This is a genomic window from Shewanella sp. S1-58-MNA-CIBAN-0166, from assembly GCF_040310085.1.
Taxonomy (GTDB): domain Bacteria; phylum Pseudomonadota; class Gammaproteobacteria; order Enterobacterales; family Shewanellaceae; genus Shewanella.
The window spans coordinates 121669-140070 of sequence record NZ_JBEOPN010000002.1 but is presented as its reverse complement, the minus strand read 5'-3'; the positions used below and the strand labels follow the sequence as shown (position 1 = coordinate 140070).

17 protein-coding genes are annotated in these 18402 nt (G+C 39.7%); 10 read left to right on the top strand and 7 right to left on the bottom strand.

All coding sequences use genetic code 11. The annotated features are described in order from the left end of the window. Positions 1–222: 222 nt before the first annotated feature. Entirely contained in the window at positions 223–1452 is a 1230-nt protein-coding gene (locus AAEY99_RS02200; protein WP_101087591.1) for a uracil-xanthine permease family protein, read from the top strand. A gap of 123 nt (positions 1453–1575) precedes the next feature. On the opposite strand, the gene grxD is transcribed toward AAEY99_RS02200, so the two are convergent. Beyond that, complete coding sequence (gene grxD / locus AAEY99_RS02195) at positions 1576–1917, bottom strand: Grx4 family monothiol glutaredoxin (protein ID WP_101087590.1); 342 nt, start codon at positions 1915–1917, stop codon at positions 1576–1578. A 234-nt stretch (positions 1918–2151) separates the two neighbouring features. Between grxD and sodB the strand changes: the two genes are divergently transcribed. From sodB to AAEY99_RS02175, 4 genes are all read left to right on the top strand, one after another. Continuing rightward, complete coding sequence (gene sodB / locus AAEY99_RS02190) at positions 2152–2736, top strand: superoxide dismutase [Fe] (RefSeq protein ID WP_011637213.1); 585 nt, start codon at positions 2152–2154, stop codon at positions 2734–2736. Positions 2737–3033: 297 nt separating this feature from the next. Further along, complete coding sequence (locus AAEY99_RS02185; RefSeq protein WP_182743669.1) at positions 3034–4968, top strand: PrkA family serine protein kinase; 1935 nt, start codon at positions 3034–3036, stop codon at positions 4966–4968. A 64-nt stretch (positions 4969–5032) separates the two neighbouring features. Further along, positions 5033–6298, top strand: coding sequence for a YeaH/YhbH family protein (locus tag AAEY99_RS02180; RefSeq protein ID WP_182743670.1), 1266 nt, complete (start codon positions 5033–5035; stop codon positions 6296–6298). A 9-nt stretch (positions 6299–6307) separates the two neighbouring features. Then, positions 6308–7819, top strand: a complete 1512-nt coding sequence (locus tag AAEY99_RS02175) for a SpoVR family protein (protein WP_182743671.1) — start codon at positions 6308–6310, stop codon at positions 7817–7819. A gap of 141 nt (positions 7820–7960) precedes the next feature. On the opposite strand, the gene fadR is transcribed toward AAEY99_RS02175, so the two are convergent. Beyond that, on the bottom strand, positions 7961–8680 hold the full coding sequence (gene fadR / locus AAEY99_RS02170; protein ID WP_101087586.1) for a fatty acid metabolism transcriptional regulator FadR: 720 nt from the start codon (positions 8678–8680) through the stop codon (positions 7961–7963). A gap of 588 nt (positions 8681–9268) precedes the next feature. Between fadR and nhaB the strand changes: the two genes are divergently transcribed. Next, positions 9269–10855 (top strand): sodium/proton antiporter NhaB, encoded by a 1587-nt coding sequence (gene nhaB, locus AAEY99_RS02165; RefSeq protein WP_101087585.1) that lies wholly within the window; start codon positions 9269–9271, stop codon positions 10853–10855. A 116-nt stretch (positions 10856–10971) separates the two neighbouring features. Next, the gene (dsbB, locus tag AAEY99_RS02160) at positions 10972–11481 is read left to right on the top strand and encodes a disulfide bond formation protein DsbB (RefSeq protein ID WP_101087584.1); all 510 of its coding nucleotides are present in this window, start codon (positions 10972–10974) and stop codon (positions 11479–11481) included. Positions 11482–11551: 70 nt separating this feature from the next. Here dsbB and AAEY99_RS02155 read toward each other — a convergent pair whose 3' ends face one another. From AAEY99_RS02155 to AAEY99_RS02145, 3 genes are all read right to left on the bottom strand, one after another. Then, positions 11552–11998 carry a YcgN family cysteine cluster protein gene (locus tag AAEY99_RS02155; RefSeq protein WP_162022933.1) on the bottom strand — a complete coding sequence of 149 codons (447 nt, stop codon included), beginning with the start codon at positions 11996–11998 and terminating at the stop codon, positions 11552–11554. 62 nt (positions 11999–12060) lie between these two features. After that, positions 12061–13029, bottom strand: coding sequence for a lytic murein transglycosylase (locus tag AAEY99_RS02150; RefSeq protein WP_351008897.1), 969 nt, complete (start codon positions 13027–13029; stop codon positions 12061–12063). A 31-nt stretch (positions 13030–13060) separates the two neighbouring features. Beyond that, positions 13061–13339 (bottom strand): YcgL domain-containing protein, encoded by a 279-nt coding sequence (locus AAEY99_RS02145; protein ID WP_101087581.1) that lies wholly within the window; start codon positions 13337–13339, stop codon positions 13061–13063. A gap of 119 nt (positions 13340–13458) precedes the next feature. On the opposite strand from AAEY99_RS02145, the gene minC reads away from it, so the two are divergent. The 3 genes from minC to minE are packed head-to-tail and all read left to right on the top strand — an operon-like array spanning position 13459 to position 15224. Beyond that, positions 13459–14124, top strand: coding sequence for a septum site-determining protein MinC (gene minC, locus AAEY99_RS02140; protein ID WP_101087580.1), 666 nt, complete (start codon positions 13459–13461; stop codon positions 14122–14124). A gap of 27 nt (positions 14125–14151) precedes the next feature. Then, positions 14152–14961: a septum site-determining protein MinD gene (minD, locus tag AAEY99_RS02135; protein WP_011637202.1), complete on the top strand. Its 810-nt coding sequence runs from the start codon at positions 14152–14154 to the stop codon at positions 14959–14961. A gap of 2 nt (positions 14962–14963) precedes the next feature. Next, positions 14964–15224, top strand: coding sequence for a cell division topological specificity factor MinE (minE, locus tag AAEY99_RS02130; protein ID WP_011637201.1), 261 nt, complete (start codon positions 14964–14966; stop codon positions 15222–15224). 119 nt (positions 15225–15343) lie between these two features. Here the strand turns inward: minE and rnd are convergent, their stop codons facing one another. Both rnd and fadD read right to left on the bottom strand, forming a co-directional pair. Next, positions 15344–16456, bottom strand: coding sequence for a ribonuclease D (gene rnd, locus AAEY99_RS02125; protein WP_101087579.1), 1113 nt, complete (start codon positions 16454–16456; stop codon positions 15344–15346). 89 nt (positions 16457–16545) lie between these two features. Further along, complete coding sequence (fadD, locus tag AAEY99_RS02120) at positions 16546–18219, bottom strand: long-chain-fatty-acid--CoA ligase FadD (protein ID WP_182743674.1); 1674 nt, start codon at positions 18217–18219, stop codon at positions 16546–16548. Between the last annotated feature and the right edge of the window lie 183 nt (positions 18220–18402).

Below are 18402 nucleotides of genomic sequence, written 5' to 3'. Positions count from 1 at the left end.
AGCAAATATAAGTGAACAAATTATATCATAATAAAATTCTATCGAGTAATGGATAACGAAAACTCTTTTTTACTGCCGCCAAATTGACCCAGTATTGTAGCCATATCAAATAACAATAATCGCTACAGCGTCCTCAAAGTTGTTATGCATATTATCGCTTTTATGTGACAATTCGCGCCGTTTAATCACACGCTAACTTTCTAAATAATGATGGAGAACAATATGAAACGCGTGTTAATTCCGCTTCAAGGCGCACAAATGCTATTTGTCGCTTTTGGGGCACTCGTGCTAATGCCGTTATTAACGGGTTTAGACACCAGTGTCGCATTATTTACAGCCGGTTTCGGTACCCTACTGTTTCAATTAGTCACTAAACGTCAAGTACCTGTATTCCTCGCTTCTTCCTTTGCCTTTATTGCGCCCATTTTATATGGCGTACAAACATGGGGTATTCCTGCCACCATGGGCGGTTTAATGGCTGCTGGCGTGGTGTATATGCTACTTGGATTAACAGTAAAACTTCGTGGCACTGGATTTATACATACTTTATTACCTCCGGTTGTTGTCGGCCCAGTCATTATGATCATTGGCTTAGGCTTAGCGCCTGTAGCCGTCAATATGGCATTAGGTAAAAGTGGTGATGGAAGCTTGATCATCGTAGAGCAAAATGTCGCGCTAACGATTTCACTTTCGGCATTAATGACCACCATAATCGTAGCGATTTTTGCTAAAGGATTGGTCCGACTAATGCCTATTCTGGCGGGTATATTGGTTGGCTATGGTGTGAGCTTAGCCTTTGGTGTTGTCGATTTCACCCCAGTTACTCAAGCGGCTTGGTTAGCTATGCCAAACTTTGTCGCCCCAGAATTTAACTGGCATGCGATTCTATTTATGATCCCAGTTGCCATTGCACCAGCGGTTGAACATATCGGCGATATTTTAGCCATTTCTAACGTGACGGGTAAAGACTATTTTAAAAAGCCTGGTTTACATCGTACCCTTACTGGCGATGGTATTGCTACGATAGCAGCGTCGGCATTGGGCGGTCCGCCTAATACCACTTACAGTGAAGTAACCGGTGCGGTTACACTGACCAAAAGTTTTGATCCACGGATCATGACCTGGACAGCCATCACTGCGATAACCCTAGCTTTTGTCGGTAAATTGGGTGCCATGATGCAAACCATACCAGTACCGGTAATGGGCGGTATTATGTGCTTATTATTTGGCTCGATTGCAGCAGTTGGATTAAATACCTTAATTCGTCATCAAGTCGATTTATCTGAACCTCGTAATCTGAGTATTGTCGGGGTAACGTTGGTGTTTGGTATTGGCGGAATGGCGTTTGGTATTGGCTCGTTTAGCTTAACGGGGATAAGTTTGTGCGGTATTGTTGCTATTTTGATGAACTTGATTTTACCTGCCGTGAAAAAGCCACAGGTTGAAAAGTAACTTTCTGTAACCGCATGCAGAAGCACTGCTTTGTAAGTACAAGTTTTAAAAAATAATAAAAAGCCCCAACAGCCTTTCGCTTTGGGGCTTTTTTTGAGTGCGTAAACACTCAATCATCTGCAATTACTCTGCTGCGTCTTCTGTACGGAATTTATCAGCAGTTGCTTTAATAATTGGTTGAAGTTCACCTTTTTGGAACATTTCAGTGATAATGTCACAGCCACCAATTAACTCGCCTTCTACCCATAATTGTGGGAATGTTGGCCAGTTAGCAAATTTTGGTAATTCAGCACGAATATCTGGATGCTGTAAAATATCTACGAACGCAAATTGTTCACCACAGTTGATCATCACTTGAGCAACTTGAGATGAAAATCCACAGCTTGGTAATTTAGGTGAACCTTTCATGTACACAATAATTGGGTTTTCGGTAATTTGCTGTTTAATCTTTTCTACAGTTTCCATTTGATTTCCTAAGTACGACGACTGAATACATAATGTCTATTGTACGACACCTAGACTAAGAACAAAATGCCACAGTTTGTAGGGTTTATCTAAAATCCATAAAATCGATTACTGCAATCCACATAATTCCCTAAACAATGATTCACATCACAAAAATAATCAGTACAATAGCAATAGAGCAATGTTACCTGATGGGTAAACAAAACGATAACCTGAATCCATGGAGAGATACTAATGGCCTTCGAATTACCAGCATTACCTTATGCAAAGAACGCACTTGAACCACACATTTCTCAAGAAACCATTGAGTTCCATTATGGTAAGCATCACAACACATATGTGGTTAAACTAAACGGTTTAGTTGAAGGAACTGAGTTTGCGGGCAAAACACTAGAAGAAGTTGTTAAAACTTCAACTGGCGGTATGTTCAACAACGCGGCTCAAGTTTGGAACCACACTTTTTACTGGAACTGCTTAGCACCTAATGCTGGCGGCGAAGCAACTGGCGATATCGCTGCTGCTATCAATGCTTCTTTTGGTTCTTTTGAAGAATTCAAAGCTAAATTTACTGATTCTGCAGTAAATAACTTTGGTAGCGCTTGGACATGGTTAGTGAAAAAAGCTGATGGTTCATTAGCGATTGTTAACACTAGCAATGCTGCTACACCGTTAACAGATGAGTCTGTTACGATTCTATTAACTGTAGATGTATGGGAACATGCTTACTACGTTGATTACCGTAACGCACGTCCAGAATATTTAGCTCACTTCTGGCAGCTTGTTAACTGGGAATTTGTTAATAAGAATTTTGCTGCTTAATTTCGATTAACTGCAAAAACTAAAGGAGCCTTATGGCTCCTTTTTTTGTCATTTTATCCGCCTAAAGTACGCTGCCTATCATCAGACTATGTTTGCAACTATTGCAAATGCTACTGTTTGTTATTGTTTTTATTTGATTTATTTTTCATTAAAACTTCGCCAAGTTATTTACCCTGTCCTACACTTTAGTCGTAAAGCCTAATATTGCGCTAACAGATTTAACATTACATTCTTGACCATCGCATTCATCACTCAGGCTTTTCACGTCATACAACTGTACGTTTTGAGGGGGTTACTATGGGCATTTTTGAGCACTATCAACAACGCTATGAAAAAAAACGTGACGAAGAATATACCTTAGAGCAATTTCTCGATATCTGTAAACAAGACAGAAGTGCCTATGTGTCTGCTGCCGAACGGTTACTCATGGCCATTGGTGAACCGCAGATTATTGACACAGCAAAAAATCCAATTTTAAGTCGAATTTTTTCTAATCGTGTTATTGCACAGTATCCCGCATTTAAAGATTTCTATGGCATGGAAGATGCGATTGAACAAATCGTGGCCTACTTGAAACATTCTGCTCAAGGCTTAGAAGAGTCAAAGCAAATATTATATCTCTTAGGCCCTGTCGGTGGCGGTAAATCATCGCTGGCCGAAAAACTCAAAGCATTAATGCAACAAGTGCCGATTTACATATTAACTGCCGATGGCGTTCGTAGTCCTGTCAACGACCACCCATTTTGTCTGTTTGATCCTGAAGAAGACAGTGAACTACTCAAAAACGAATACAACATACCAAGTCGTTATATCAAAACGATTATGTCACCATGGACAGTAAAACGTTTACACCAATATGGTGGTGATATCTCAAAATTTAGAGTCGTAAAAGTGTATCCATCGGTGCTCGATCAAATCGGTATTGCTAAAACAGAACCCGGAGATGAAAATAACCAAGATATTTCTGCTTTGGTGGGTAAAGTTGATATTCGTCAGTTAGAACATTTTTCACAAGATGATGCCGACGCTTATGCTTACTCAGGTGCGTTATGTCGTGCAAACCAAGGGTTGATGGAGTTTGTTGAAATGTTTAAAGCCCCCATTAAGGTACTTCATCCATTATTGACTGCGACTCAGGAAGGCAATTACAACGGTACTGAAGGCTTATCGGCCTTGCCGTATAACGGTATTATTTTGGCCCATTCTAATGAGTCAGAATGGTCCGCGTTTAGGAATAATAAAAATAACGAAGCGTTTTTAGATCGCGTCTATATTGTCAAAGTGCCCTATTGTTTGCGGGTATCTGAAGAAATGGAAATTTATCAAAAATTATTGGCTAATTCTGAATTATCCACTGCATCTTGTGCTCCTGGGACCTTAGAAACCCTGGCACAATTTAGCGTGTTATCGCGTTTAAAAGTGCCCGAAAACTCGTCTATTTATTCTAAAATGCGCGTCTATAACGGTGAAAGCTTAAAAGACACCGATCCCAAAGCGAAATCCTACCAAGAATATCGTGACTATGCTGGCGTAGATGAAGGCATGCAAGGGCTATCGACCCGATTTGCATTTAAGATTTTGTCACGAGTATTCAATTTTGACAGTGCAGAAATCGCCGCAAACCCAGTCCACTTATTTTATGTACTGGAAAAGCAAATTGAACAAGAACAATTTCCTAACGATATAAGTGAGAAATATTTAGAGTTTCTTAAAGGTTATTTAATCCCTAAGTATGTTGAGTTTATCGGTAAAGAGATCCAAACCGCTTACCTTGAGTCGTATTCTGAATACGGACAAAATATTTTCGATCGTTATGTTACCTATGCTGATTTTTGGATCCAAGATCAAGAATATCGTGACCCAGAAACAGGACAACTTTTTGATCGTGGTGCCTTAAATGCTGAATTGGAGAAAATTGAAAAACCAGCGGGGATCAGTAATCCAAAAGATTTCCGCAATGAAATTGTTAACTTCGTCTTACGTGCTCGAGCCAATAATGAAGGCAATAATCCTCTGTGGACTAGCTATGAGAAATTACGCATCGTGATTGAGAAAAAAATGTTTTCCAACACTGAAGATTTGCTGCCCGTTATTTCGTTTAACGGCAAAACATCGAATGACGATCAGCGTAAGCATGATGATTTTGTTAATCGCATGATGGAAAAAGGTTACACCAAAAAACAAGTCAGACTATTGTCAGAATGGTATTTACGAGTGCGTAAATCATCGTAGACACCCAATAATTGGTAGCGCCGCTGACTAGGGCGCTACCAAAAATCAGACTTGGGAGCGACGTATGGCAAATTTTATTGATAGACGACTCAACGCAAAAGGAAAAAGCACTGTTAATCGGCAGCGTTTTATTGAACGCTATAAAAAACAAATCAAAAAAGCTGTCGGTGATGCGGTAACACGCCGAAGTGTTACGGATATTGATAAAGGTGAACAGATTAGTATTCCCAAGCGGGATCTCAGTGAGCCCGTTTTTAGGCAAGGACAAGGTGGAATAAGGGACAGAGTTCATCCTGGCAATGATCAATTTAATCGTGGCGACCAAATTCAACGGCCTAAAGGTGGACAAGGCGGTGCAGGTCAAGGCGATGCCTCAAATAGTGGCGAAGGTGACGACGATTTTGTATTTACTATTTCAAAAGATGAATATTTAGCATTGTTGTTTGAAGATCTCGAACTGCCAAACTTACAGAATAATCGCCTTAATAAATTGGTTGAATATCAAACCTATCGCGCAGGCTTCACCAATGATGGCGTACCCGCCAATATCAATATTGTCAGATCACTGCGTTCATCACTCGCTAGACGCATCGCCATGAGCGGCGGGAAAAAGAAAGCACTACAGGCATTGGAAGCCGAACTTGCGGTATTAGAAGATACTCCTGGCGCTCAAGCCGAGCGGATTATAGCCATCAAAGAGCAAATAACAGTGCTCAAGCAGCAAATCGCTAAAGTACCATTTATCGATACCTTTGATTTACGCTATAACAACTATGCGAAACGCGAAGTCCCTTCTAGTCAAGCGGTGATGTTTTGTTTAATGGATGTGTCAGGTTCGATGGATCAAGCTACCAAAGATATGGCTAAACGTTTTTATATTCTATTGTATCTATTTCTGACCCGCAGTTATCAGAACCTCGAGGTGGTATATATTCGCCACCATACACAGGCAAAAGAAGTCGATGAACACGAATTTTTTTACTCACAAGAAACCGGCGGAACCATAGTATCAAGCGCATTAAAACTGATGCATGAAATACAACAAGCTCGTTACCCTGAAAATGAATGGAATATCTATGCAGCTCAAGCTTCTGATGGCGATAATTGGTCCGACGACTCCCCCACTTGCCATGAGATATTAGCAAAACATATTCTGCCCAAAGTACGCTATTTCAGTTACATCGAAATCAGTCATCGGGCTCATCAAACCCTGTGGCATCAATATGAACAGTTACAACAGCAGTTTGACAATATTGCGGTACAGCATATTCACCAAGTTGAAGATATCTATCCCGTTTTCCGTGAACTCTTTAAAAAACAAGCTATATAGGAGGCTATCATGGTTCAACATAAACGTAACCCGTTAGATGATGGTCCCGAGTGGACATTTGATTTACTGCAACAATATCAATATGAAATTGAACAGGCCGCGGCTTTCTTTAAACTTGATACTTATCCGAATCAAATTGAAATTATTACCGCGGAACAAATGATGGATGCTTATGCAGGGATAGGAATGCCGATTGGTTACACTCATTGGTCATTTGGTAAACGGTTTATCCAAACAGAACAAGGCTACAAGCGCGGCCAAATGGGGTTAGCTTATGAAATTGTGATAAATTCCGACCCCTGCATCGCCTATTTAATGGAAGAAAATACCATCACGATGCAAGCATTGGTTATGGCTCACGCCTGTTATGGCCACAATAGTTTTTTTAAAAATAACTATTTATTTAACACCTGGACCGATGCGAGTTCGATTATTGATTATTTAGTTTTTGCTAAGAATTATATTCGTGAATGTGAATTACGTTATGGTGTAGAGCAAGTTGAACTGACCTTAGACTCTTGCCATGCATTAATGAATTACGGTGTAGACCGCTACAAACGTCCAGCTGAAGTATCACTTAAAGAAGAACAAGCAAGACAACAAGAGCGTGAAGATTATCTGCAAAGCCAAGTGAATGACTTATGGCGAACGCTGCCTACATCGCCACAAACAGACACCCCTGAAACGACGGCTATTTTCCCCAGTGAACCTCAAGAAAACATTTTATATTTTATTGAAAAAAACGCACCATTATTAGCACCTTGGCAACGTGAATTGGTGCGCATAGTACGTAAGATGGCGCAATATTTTTACCCACAAAAGCAAACCCAAGTGATGAACGAAGGCTGGGCAACTTTTTGGCATTACACCATACTTAATCGCTTATATGATACCGATAAAGTTACCGACCGTTTCATGTTGGAATTCTTGCAAAATCACACCGCAGTGGTCGCTCAACCTGCCTATAATAGTCCACATTATAGTGGCATAAACCCCTATGCTTTAGGTTTTGCAATGTTTATCGATATCAGACGCATCTGCGAAACCCCCACTGAAGAAGATCGAAAATGGTTTCCAGACATTGCAGGCAGCGATTGGCTGACAACGGTTCACTTTGCCATGAAACACTTTAAAGATGAGAGTTTTATTAGCCAATATCTATCACCTAAAGTGATTCGTGACTTTAAGCTATTTGGTATTTTAGATAATGAAAAACGCAGTCAACTATCAATATCGGCCATTCATGATGATCAAGGTTACCAAGATATTCGCAACACCCTATCACAACAATATAATCTGTCGAATATTGAGCCCAATATACAAGTACAACAAGTGCAAGTGAACGGTGACAGGTCAATTATCTTACGCTACATACCATTTGACGGCATCCCGCTGGCAGACAACCATCAAGAGGTATTAAAGCATTTACATCGATTATGGGGATTTAATGTCACCTTGGAGCAACTTGATGACTTAGGCATTGTTAGTACCTTATCAATGTGTCCAGAAACGGCAGCATAAAGTCTATCTAGTTTACAGTCTGTGGTTTGAACGAGATGATTTATGCTATAAAAAAGAGCCAATCGATTTGATTGGCTCTTTTTTAAGTGTAAATGAGAGGTTTTACTCACTAATTCACTAATTCACTAATTCACTAATTCACTAGGATTTATCATGACCCATTTCAGCAGGTAAATCATCACGTAATTTTTGCCACATTTTGCCACTTTCGATACCATTGATACGCATTAATGCTGGTACGTCAGAGTAATTTTTATCTTTAGCTAACTTTTCAAGTTTGACATAAAAACGCATGGTTAATTCACGAGCTTCTTGGCTCGAAAAATAATATCGACCAACACGATTATAAAGACCTTTGAAACCATTTAAAATCAATACATACAATGGATTACCTGATGCAAAAGCTAATGTATGATGCAATTGATAATCAAATGTAGCATACGCTTCTGCATCATTTTCTAAGCTATGAATACCCGCTAATACATCAACTACTTTTTCAGGATTGTGGCGAATGGAGGCCCGAAAGTAAATGTTGCTTACGTTACCACGAGCAGCCATTAATTGGTCGACAAGTAGCGGAAAACCATCCGGATTTAAATCAGCAATGGTTTCTAAAATATTTAACCCAGACGTTTCCCAAAAATTATTCACCTGGGTAGGTTTACCATGTTGAATTTTCAACCAACCATCTCGAGCAAGACGTTGTAATACTTCTCTTAACGTTGTTCGAGTAACACCGATAAGTTCAGAGAGCTCACGTTCAGCAGGTAAAATTGATCCCGGTGGAAATTTGTTTTCCCAAATGGAACGAACAATATATTTCTCGGCAAAACTCGCTGGCCCTTTGGCATTGATGATCATCAGCCTTCATATCCTATTGCTAAACAATGGCGAAACTATTGTGACTGATCATACCAGAGCGGTAGAAAATAAAAACCATTGTTTAATCACTACGCTCATTACGATTGATTTTCAAACAACTAAACTGAGCAAAAAACAATAATTGAATATTCATCACATTAAACCACTATAATCATCGACATATCATCAATTTATCTGATAGAACTCTTTAAGTTTAGTATATAATGATGTAGCTAGTTTGTTAACGCTACGTGTTAATTCTAACGACAATAACAGCGTTACAATTCGATTTTTTTTAAGCTACACTAGCGATGAAAATAAGAGCCATACGTAGTTAGTGAGTAAACTATTTTGCTAACACATTGTTTGCTATAACAAGATATCTTTATTCAACAGAGAGTAATTGGCCAAAATACTCAGTTCAATCGAATTGAATTTTAAACTCAATTAACGAAAAATTGATGCTTATCAAGTTTTCTAATCTGAGTTGCCTCTATTCTCCCAAATCTATTTGAAAATAATGATGTATTGTAAGCTATCAAAAAATGGTAACAATACTGCCACAATAACAATATCGGAGAGGCTGATATGCCTGTAACCAAAAGTCAGGCGCTATTTGTAAACTTTTTAGGCAATTCACCTAAATGGTACAAATACGCAATTTTGGCATTTTTAGTAATAAATCCCCTGCTGTTTTTTTATGTCAGTCCATTTATCGCTGGATGGGTGCTAGTCGTTGAATTTATTTTCACTCTAGCAATGGCACTTAAATGTTATCCACTTCAGCCCGGCGGTTTGCTCGCAATTCAAGCCGTATTTATTGGCATGACATCTCCCTCGCAAGTTCTACATGAAATTGAAGCAAACTTAGAAGTATTGTTACTTTTAGTCTTCATGGTCGCTGGTATTTACTTTATGAAGCAGTTGTTACTGTTTGTATTTACCAAGATGATTACCAAAGTACGTTCAAAAATCATCGTTTCATTGATGTTTTGTACTGCGTCGGCATTTTTATCTGCGTTCTTAGATGCGTTAACGGTCATCGCGGTTATTATTGCTGTTGCCGTTGGTTTTTACTCTATCTACCACAAAGTGGCTTCAGGAAAGAGTTTTAATGATGGTCACGACCATACATCTGAAACAACTGAACAGTTAAACAATGAAGAATTAGAATCGTTCCGAGCATTCTTACGTAATTTATTAATGCATTCAGGCATTGGTACCGCTCTTGGTGGTGTTTGCACCATGGTTGGCGAACCACAAAACTTAATCATTGCGGCCCAAGCCCATTGGCAGTTTGGTGAGTTTTTCTTACGGATGTCGCCAGTGACAATGCCAGTATTGGTTGCAGGTATATTCACTTGTTTTCTTGTCGAAAAATTCAAAGTCTTTGGTTATGGTGCACAATTACCTGATGCAGTACATAAGATTTTAACTGATTACGCCACTCATGAAGACTCGCACAGAACCAATCAAGATAAAATGAAATTGGTTATCCAAGCCCTTATTGGTATTTGGTTAATTGCTGGTTTAGCACTTCACCTAGCTTCTGTTGGCCTCATTGGTTTATCAGTCATCATCTTAGCCACTGCGTTTAATGGTATAACCGACGAACATTCTTTGGGTAAAGCATTTGAAGAAGCTTTACCTTTCACTGCGCTATTGGCGGTATTTTTTGCCATCGTTGGTGTGATTATTGACCAGGAACTGTTTGCTCCAGTGATCCAATGGGCATTAGGTTATGAAGGCAATATGCAGTTAGTGATTTTTTACATCGCTAACGGCTTGTTATCTATGGTCAGTGATAACGTGTTTGTGGGAACTGTTTACATTAATGAAGTGAAAGCAGCATTGATGAGTGGCCAAATCACTCGAGATCAATTTGACTTACTTGCTGTGGCAATTAATACCGGTACTAACCTACCTTCTGTGGCTACGCCGAATGGACAAGCAGCGTTCTTGTTCTTGTTAACCTCGGCCATAGCACCGCTTATTCGTTTATCGTACGGCCGTATGGTATGGATGGCGTTGCCTTATACGATTGTATTATCAATTGTGGGCGTGATGGCCATTGAGTCAGGTTTCTTAGTCGACATGACTGATTTACTTTATGAAACTCAATTAATTATCCACCACTCAGCCAAAGACATCAGTGGCGCGGCAATGGGGCATTAATTAAATCAGCTTATTGGACTTAGTAGATAAATTATCTTAAAGTCTCTATTGTTTGTGTAAACACCCTCATTTGAGGGTGTTTTTTTATCTGTTAACACATTTATTAGGAACTGAAATTGTCGCAACTACAGCAGTTTTGCCATAACCGTTTGTCTTGGGGTTTATTATTATTGTCCGCCATTGGATTGGAATTGGCAGCCCTTTTCTTTCAATATGGAATGGATCTAGCGCCGTGTGTCATGTGCATTTATATTCGGGTTGCTGTACTCGGTATTATTCTGGCAGCGCTGATAGGGATACTACAACCTAAAGTGTGGTTGTTACGATTAGTGGGTATGGCTGGATGGTCTGTATCGGCGGTTTGGGGCTTCAAATTAGCTTATGATCTAAACCAGATGCAAGTTAATCCTTCACCGTTTGCGACTTGTTCTTTTTACCCCGAATTCCCCAGTTTTATGCCATTAGACACCTGGTTACCTTCAGTATTCTCGCCAACAGGCATGTGTAGTGACTCACCATGGTCGTGGCTGTCTGTCAGCATGGCACAATGGATGATGCTTGGTTTTGCTGTTTATGGTGTTATTTGGTTGTTGATGTTGTTACCTGCACTTAAATCTGCAAAATAAATCAGCAAAAAGTTCGAAATCAAATATAAAAAAGACCTCATTGAGGTCTTTTTTATATTTAAAGAATTGATTATTCAACGTCTAGCATCGGCCACAGTACAATACAGTCTTCCAAATACTTCACTTTCATTTCGTTTACGGTTTTACCTTGTACCGAAATACCCGCTGCATGCATAGCCTGTTTATTTCCAGTCAATAACGGATGCCAGCTAGGTAAGCCTTTACCAACATGCAAACGTCGGTAAGCACAGCTATCGGGTAACCAAGTCAGCTCAGCAATATTCTCAGGCGTAATGGCAGTACATTCAGGCACATAAGTAAAACGATCAGGATATCTACGGCAACCACAAGTATCGTTGTCCAATAGATGGCAGGCGGCATTGGTATAATAAAGTTCATCCGTTTCATCATCGATGATTTTATTTAGACAGCACTTACCGCAGCCGTCACAAAGAGACTCCCATTGTTCGGGGGTCATGTTTTCTAAAGGTGTGGTTATCCAAAACTGAGTCATCATTTTATGTCTAAAGTGGCTTATTATCTAAATTTTCACGCATTTTACACCTAAAACGGTACAATTTACTGTTTAATTTTCTCAGAAAGGTAGGTTATTGCCAGCGTATCGTACAAAGAATTATTAAATTGATGTAATAATCGAAAATTATTATAAGTTAAATAAAAGCGGCCTTTGGGTCCATCCGGCGCAATTAATGATACTTCCATGTCATTACGTTGGGGTAAATCTGCACCATCAAAACGCCTGACACCATAGGCTTGCCAATCTGGAAATGTGTGATGTGATTGTAAACCAAGTAAGTTTGGATCTAACATCATTGTCGTTTTTACCTGTCTTCCCCACGTAGAATCATATTGCCAATCTTGTTGATGTAGCATATTAGCCGTAGATGCAAAGGCATCATCCATACTGCTCCAAACATCAATGATGCCATCTTTATCGGCATCTATACCGTATTGGAGTATCTGGCTAGGCATCATTTGCATCTGTCCCATCGCCCCTGATGAAGAACTCTGCAATAAATCTTCGGTAATATTTTTTTGTTCGATTAGCTTGAGCGCTGCAATAAATTCATTAATGTAAAAAGCTTCTTTATCGCCTTTATAAGCCAGTGAGGCTAAAACAGATAACCCAGAAAAACGTCCTGTTCGCTCTCCAAAACGAGAGTTCATCCCCCATAATGCCATCAGGAATCGGGACTGAACTTGATAAGTTCGGCTAATATTTTCTATTTGTGATTCATGTTGCTGAAACATTGCTCTGGCTGTACTCACGGTAATTTCAGGTACAGCTTGGGGAATAAAGTGTTCTAATGTTTGTGATTCATCTGAATGGGTATTGAGGCTGGCTTTTTTGAAGATTTTAATATTAGCAATATAGCGTTCTGCTGTCAGTTGATTAACGCCAGTGGCTATTGCCCTTTGTTGTAGTTCCAACAAATAGTCGGAAAATTCGCCACGGCGGTCTTCTGCCATGGCAATATTAGAACAAATGAAGTAACAAAATGCACATAAAATGATTTTTTGAATCATATTCGTCTTGATTACTCCTTTAAGAATGAGCTTATTTCTTAAAAGCTAATTCTTGTTTATGTTGTTCGAGTAAATTAATTTGCGGTGGTGGTATTTGCAAGTAATAGCCTTTTTCTACTAATGCTGACTTAACTTTATCAATATCAGCGATACCTAAATGATCTCGTTTAGATAAAGGTACAATCATCACTAATGTCTTTGAACCAAACATTTCCATTAACGGTTCAGGAACGTCATCAAATACATCACGTTTTTTGACAAAAAGGTAAGTATCTGCTCTTCGACCGCTTTTATATACTGCACATATCATTTTAGTGTAAATTTCCAAAGGTTCAAACTTGATAGTCAACTAAGCACACTATAACATGGTGGCACAAGAAAATAATTGTAAATCAGTTTATCGCTGAAGTATTGGAGAATCACGCCGGGATGGCTAAACAAAATCTCGAATTAAAGGCCACGTCTTTTACCTTATCAGTACTGCATATCAATCATAACGATCTCGATATCATTGCGGCTGAATTAGACAACAAATTGGCTCAAGCTCCCCAGTTTTTTTTGGGCGCCCCCTTGGTATTAAATTTATCAGCCATTCAGCATACTCACATTGATTTTAATGCACTAAAACAATTATTAATTGACCGAAATCTTATTATTGTAGGCATTACCGATGCCAGCCCAGAACAAATTGAACAAGCAAAAAGCATGGCAATTGCAGTGGTTAAATCGGGTAAACAAGCCCGCAAAGCTGAGTTGCCTGTACGAGCAACTAAAATTGTTAAACAAAATGTGCGTTCTGGACAACAAATATACGCACAAAATGCTGATTTAATCATTTTTGGTGCGGTTGGTAATGGCGCTGAAGTCATTGCTGATGGTAGCATCCATATATATGGTGCTCTTCGTGGGAAAGCCATGGCGGGTGCTGCGGGAGATAATCAAAGTGTGATTATCGCTAACTCGTTAGAAGCAGAATTAGTATCGATTGCTGGACAGTATTGGTTGACAGAACATTTGCAACAATACGATCTAAGTCAAAGAGGCTGTGTTCGCCTTGAAGGCGCATCTCTTACTGTTGAATCATTGCCCCAATAATCGGCAAATACAAGGATATAAATATAAATGGCGCAAATTATTGTTGTCACATCAGGTAAAGGCGGTGTGGGTAAAACAACATCCAGTGCAGCAATTGCCACCGGATTGGCCTTAAAAGGAAAGAAAACTGTCGTTATCGATTTTGATATTGGGTTACGTAATCTTGATTTGATTATGGGTTGTGAACGCAGAGTCGTATATGATTTTGTTAACGTCATTAATGGTGAAGCTAATTTGAACCAAGCGTTAATTAAAGATAAACGCTGCGACAAACTGTTTATCTTACCCGCGTCTCAAACACGCGATAAAGATGCGCTCACTAAAGAAGGCGTTGGCCGGGTACTTGAGAATTTAGCCAAAGATTTCGATTATATTGTTTGTGATTCACCAGCGGGTATTGAACAAGGTGCCATGATGGCGCTTTACTTTGCCGACATCGCGATTGTTACCACTAACCCTGAAGTGAGTTCTGTACGTGACTCAGATCGTATATTAGGCATGCTGCAGAGCCGTTCACGTCGTGCGGAATTGTCTTTAGAGCCCATAAAAGAATATTTATTGTTAACTCGTTACTCTCCTGCGCGGGTCAAAACGGGTGAAATGCTCAGTGTTGAGGATGTGAAGGAAATATTAGCCATTGAATTACTCGGTGTGATCCCTGAGTCTCAATCGGTACTGAAGGCGTCAAACTCTGGTGTACCGGTCATTATTGATCAAGAAAGTGATGCAGGTTTAGCTTATGGCGATACGGTTGCACGCTTATTAGGTGATGATGTACCTGTTCGATTTATTACAGAAGAAAAAAAGGGATTCCTTAAAAGGATATTTGGGAGCTAACTATGTCGATACTTGATTATTTTAGAAGCAGTAAAAAGCCCAATACCGCATCATTGGCAAAAGAACGATTACAAATTATTGTGGCTCATCAACGTGGTGAACGTGGTGCACCTGATTATTTCCCAAAGATGAAACAAGAAATCATCGAAGTGATCCGTAAGTATGTGCAAATATCAGACGACCAAGTCTCTGTGCAACTTGACCAAAACGATGACAATTTATCGGTGTTAGAGTTAAACGTTACCTTACCTGATTCAAAGTAATCAGCCAAGGTCACCCTACTCTGCTTAACACAAAAAAGGATACTGGCATTATGCGAGTATCCTTTTTTTCGGTATGTTGATAAATTGTATTAACTAAAGCGGTATCAACTAAAGCTGTATTAACTAAAGCGCACTGGCTCTAGTAAATCACCTACCAACTGCCCACGCCAACCGACCAAGAGTATCGGTGTTGGTGTTTGTTTGTTGTGATACAACCATAATAGAAATTCATGAATATGGCGCTTAGAACCAACAAATTCTAATGCGACATTTTCACGCTCACATAATTCAGTTAAGACTGTTTTAACTTCTTTAAAAGCTGATTTATAACCTGACTTAAGCGCAACAACATCAACTTCTTCAGGTAGATTAATTAAATCTGCCGTCGCCATAACTGTTAATAAATCTTTGCCGTGAATACGTTTCTCTTGATCTGTTAAGTCATTTAAACTATTCAATTCCGCCAGTGTGGTCGGTTGTTTTTTGGCTAATGCAATTAATGCATGGTCTTTTACCACAAAACCCAGCGCTAGATTGCGGCTTACCGCTTTGGCTAGACGCCATTTCGCCAATACTTTTAAATAGGCTAGCTGCTGACTCGATAATTGAAATGCATTTTTGACTTTAAGGTAAACGCTGTCGCCTTCTGGCAATGACATGCGCCCTTCAGTCATACGCTGACCTTCTTCAAACAACCATTCAAGACGATTGTCCGCAGCAAGCTTCTGTTGCAGCTGAGGGTATAATTGATACAAATAAAACACATCATTAGCCGCGTACTGTAACTGCGCATCAGACAGTGGACGATTCATCCAATCCGTACGTGACTCACCTTTATCTATTTCGACTTGCAAGCATGCGTCAACGAGCTTGGCATAACCTAATCCGTGGCCTAAACCAGCAAAGCTTGCCGCTATTTGGCTATCAAATAAGGGGCTTGGTTGGCATTCACCATAATGAGCAAACACCTCGAGATCTTCACTGCATGAATGCACTAATTTGACAATATTTTGGTCAGTTAATAACTGCCAAAATGGGCTTAAATCGGTAATCGCAACCGGATCAATTAAGGCTAAAGTTTTGCCATCATAGGCTTGAATAAGGCCTAATTTAGCATAATAGGTTCGAGTGCGGACAAACTCAGTATCTAGCACCAGCAAGGTGCTTTGTTGGTATTGTTCAACTAATGACAACAGGCTGGCATCATCACTGATATATTCAAACGTTAACAAAATAGGCTCCGCTAAAAAAAGGTGTGAGCAATACGATAAGCTGATAACAACCAAACATAAAAAAGCCGGCTTAGTTGCCGGCTTTGATTTTACGCTTTGTTAACTTCATCTCGAAGTTGTCGGCGTAAAATTTTACCCACATTGGTTTTCGGTAATTCGTCTCTAAATTCTACCAGCTTAGGAACTTTATATCCCGTTAAATGATGACGGCAGTGCTTAATCAGTTCTTCTTCGGTTAATGATTTGTCTTTTGCTACCACAAAAATCTTCACTAACTCGCCACTGGCATCATTGGGAACGCCAACAGCAGCGACTTCGATAACTTTAGGGTGTAGGGCAACAACCTCTTCCACTTCATTCGGAAATACGTTAAAACCTGACACTAAAATCATGTCTTTTTTACGATCGACAATGAAAAAGAAACCTTTTTCATCCATATAACCAATATCACCAGTGGCTAACCAACCGTTTTTATCAATCACACTGGCCGTTTCTTCCGGACGCTGCCAATAGCCTTGCATCACTTGCGGGCCTTGAGCATACAACTCACCGGTTTCACCCTGGGCTAATACCTTACCATCATCATCACGTATCTGAATGAAGGTTGAAGGCGCAGGAAAACCAATAGAGCCATTGTACCCACTGAGATTATAGGGGCAGCATGTGACCAATGGTGAGGCTTCAGTTAAACCATAGCCTTCGAGTAAGCGTGTCTTAGTAAGGTTTTGCCATTTATCAGCAACGGCGCGCTGCACCGCCATCCCGCCGCCAATAGACAATTTTAAACCAGAAAAATCAAGTTGAGTAAATTCTTCATTATTAACCAAAGCATTGAATAAGGTATTAACACCCGTTAATACCGTAAACGGGTACTTTCTAAGTTCACCCACAAATGCTGGGATATCTCGAGGGTTAGTGATCAGAAGATTTTTACTGCCTTTGTGTAAAAACAATAAACAGTTAACTGTCAGTGCGAAAATATGGTAAAGAGGCAATGCTGTCACCACAAACTCAGCACCATCATCAAGCGTTGGAGAATAAGCGCCACTAGCTTGTAAAACGTTACTTACTACGTTTTTATGGCTTAACATGGCACCTTTAGATACCCCTGTAGTTCCACCGGTATACTGTAAAAAGGCCAAATCCTCGCCGCTAATATCGGCTTTAATGTACTGCAGGCGTCGGCCTTTAGAGAGCGCATCGCGAAATGATAATGCATGCGGTAAATGATATTTTGGTACTAATCTTTTAATGTATTTAACAACAAAATTCACTAAGGTGCGTTTGGGTGCGCTGAGCTGATCACCAAGGTTAGTGATAATGACCGACTCTATTGGTGTTTGATCAACAATTTCTTCTAGAGTGTTAGCAAAGTTAGACACCACAATGATGGCTCTTGCACCCGAATCGACTAATTGATGTTTTAATTCCCGTGGCGTATACAGTGGGTTAACATTAACCACCACCATACCCGCACGTAAAATACCAAACAGAGCAATAGGATATTGCAGCAAATTGGGCATCATAATGGCAACACGGTCGCCTTTATTTAAGTGCAGTTCGTTTTGTAAATATGCAGCAAATGCTCGACTTCGCTCTTCGAGTTTACGGTACGTCATCGTCGCACCCATGTTAATAAATGCAGGTTGGTCAGCATATTTTGCTACTGCATCTTCGAACATGTGTACTAAAGAACTGAATTGAGATGGGTCGATTTCGGCCGGAACATGTTCAGGTAAATTATTAATCCAAGGCTGGTCCACAGGTGTCTCCTAATAATGCCCACTGTGCTAAGACGTGCATTCCCCGTCAGTGGTAAAATATTTTATTGTCTGCGTATCATTAATATTGTTTTCGCAGGCTTTATTATGTTGCTTGTCATGAACTAAATCATACAAGTGTTTTAATTTTCGATCATAATCACATAAATAAACTAAAAATAACAG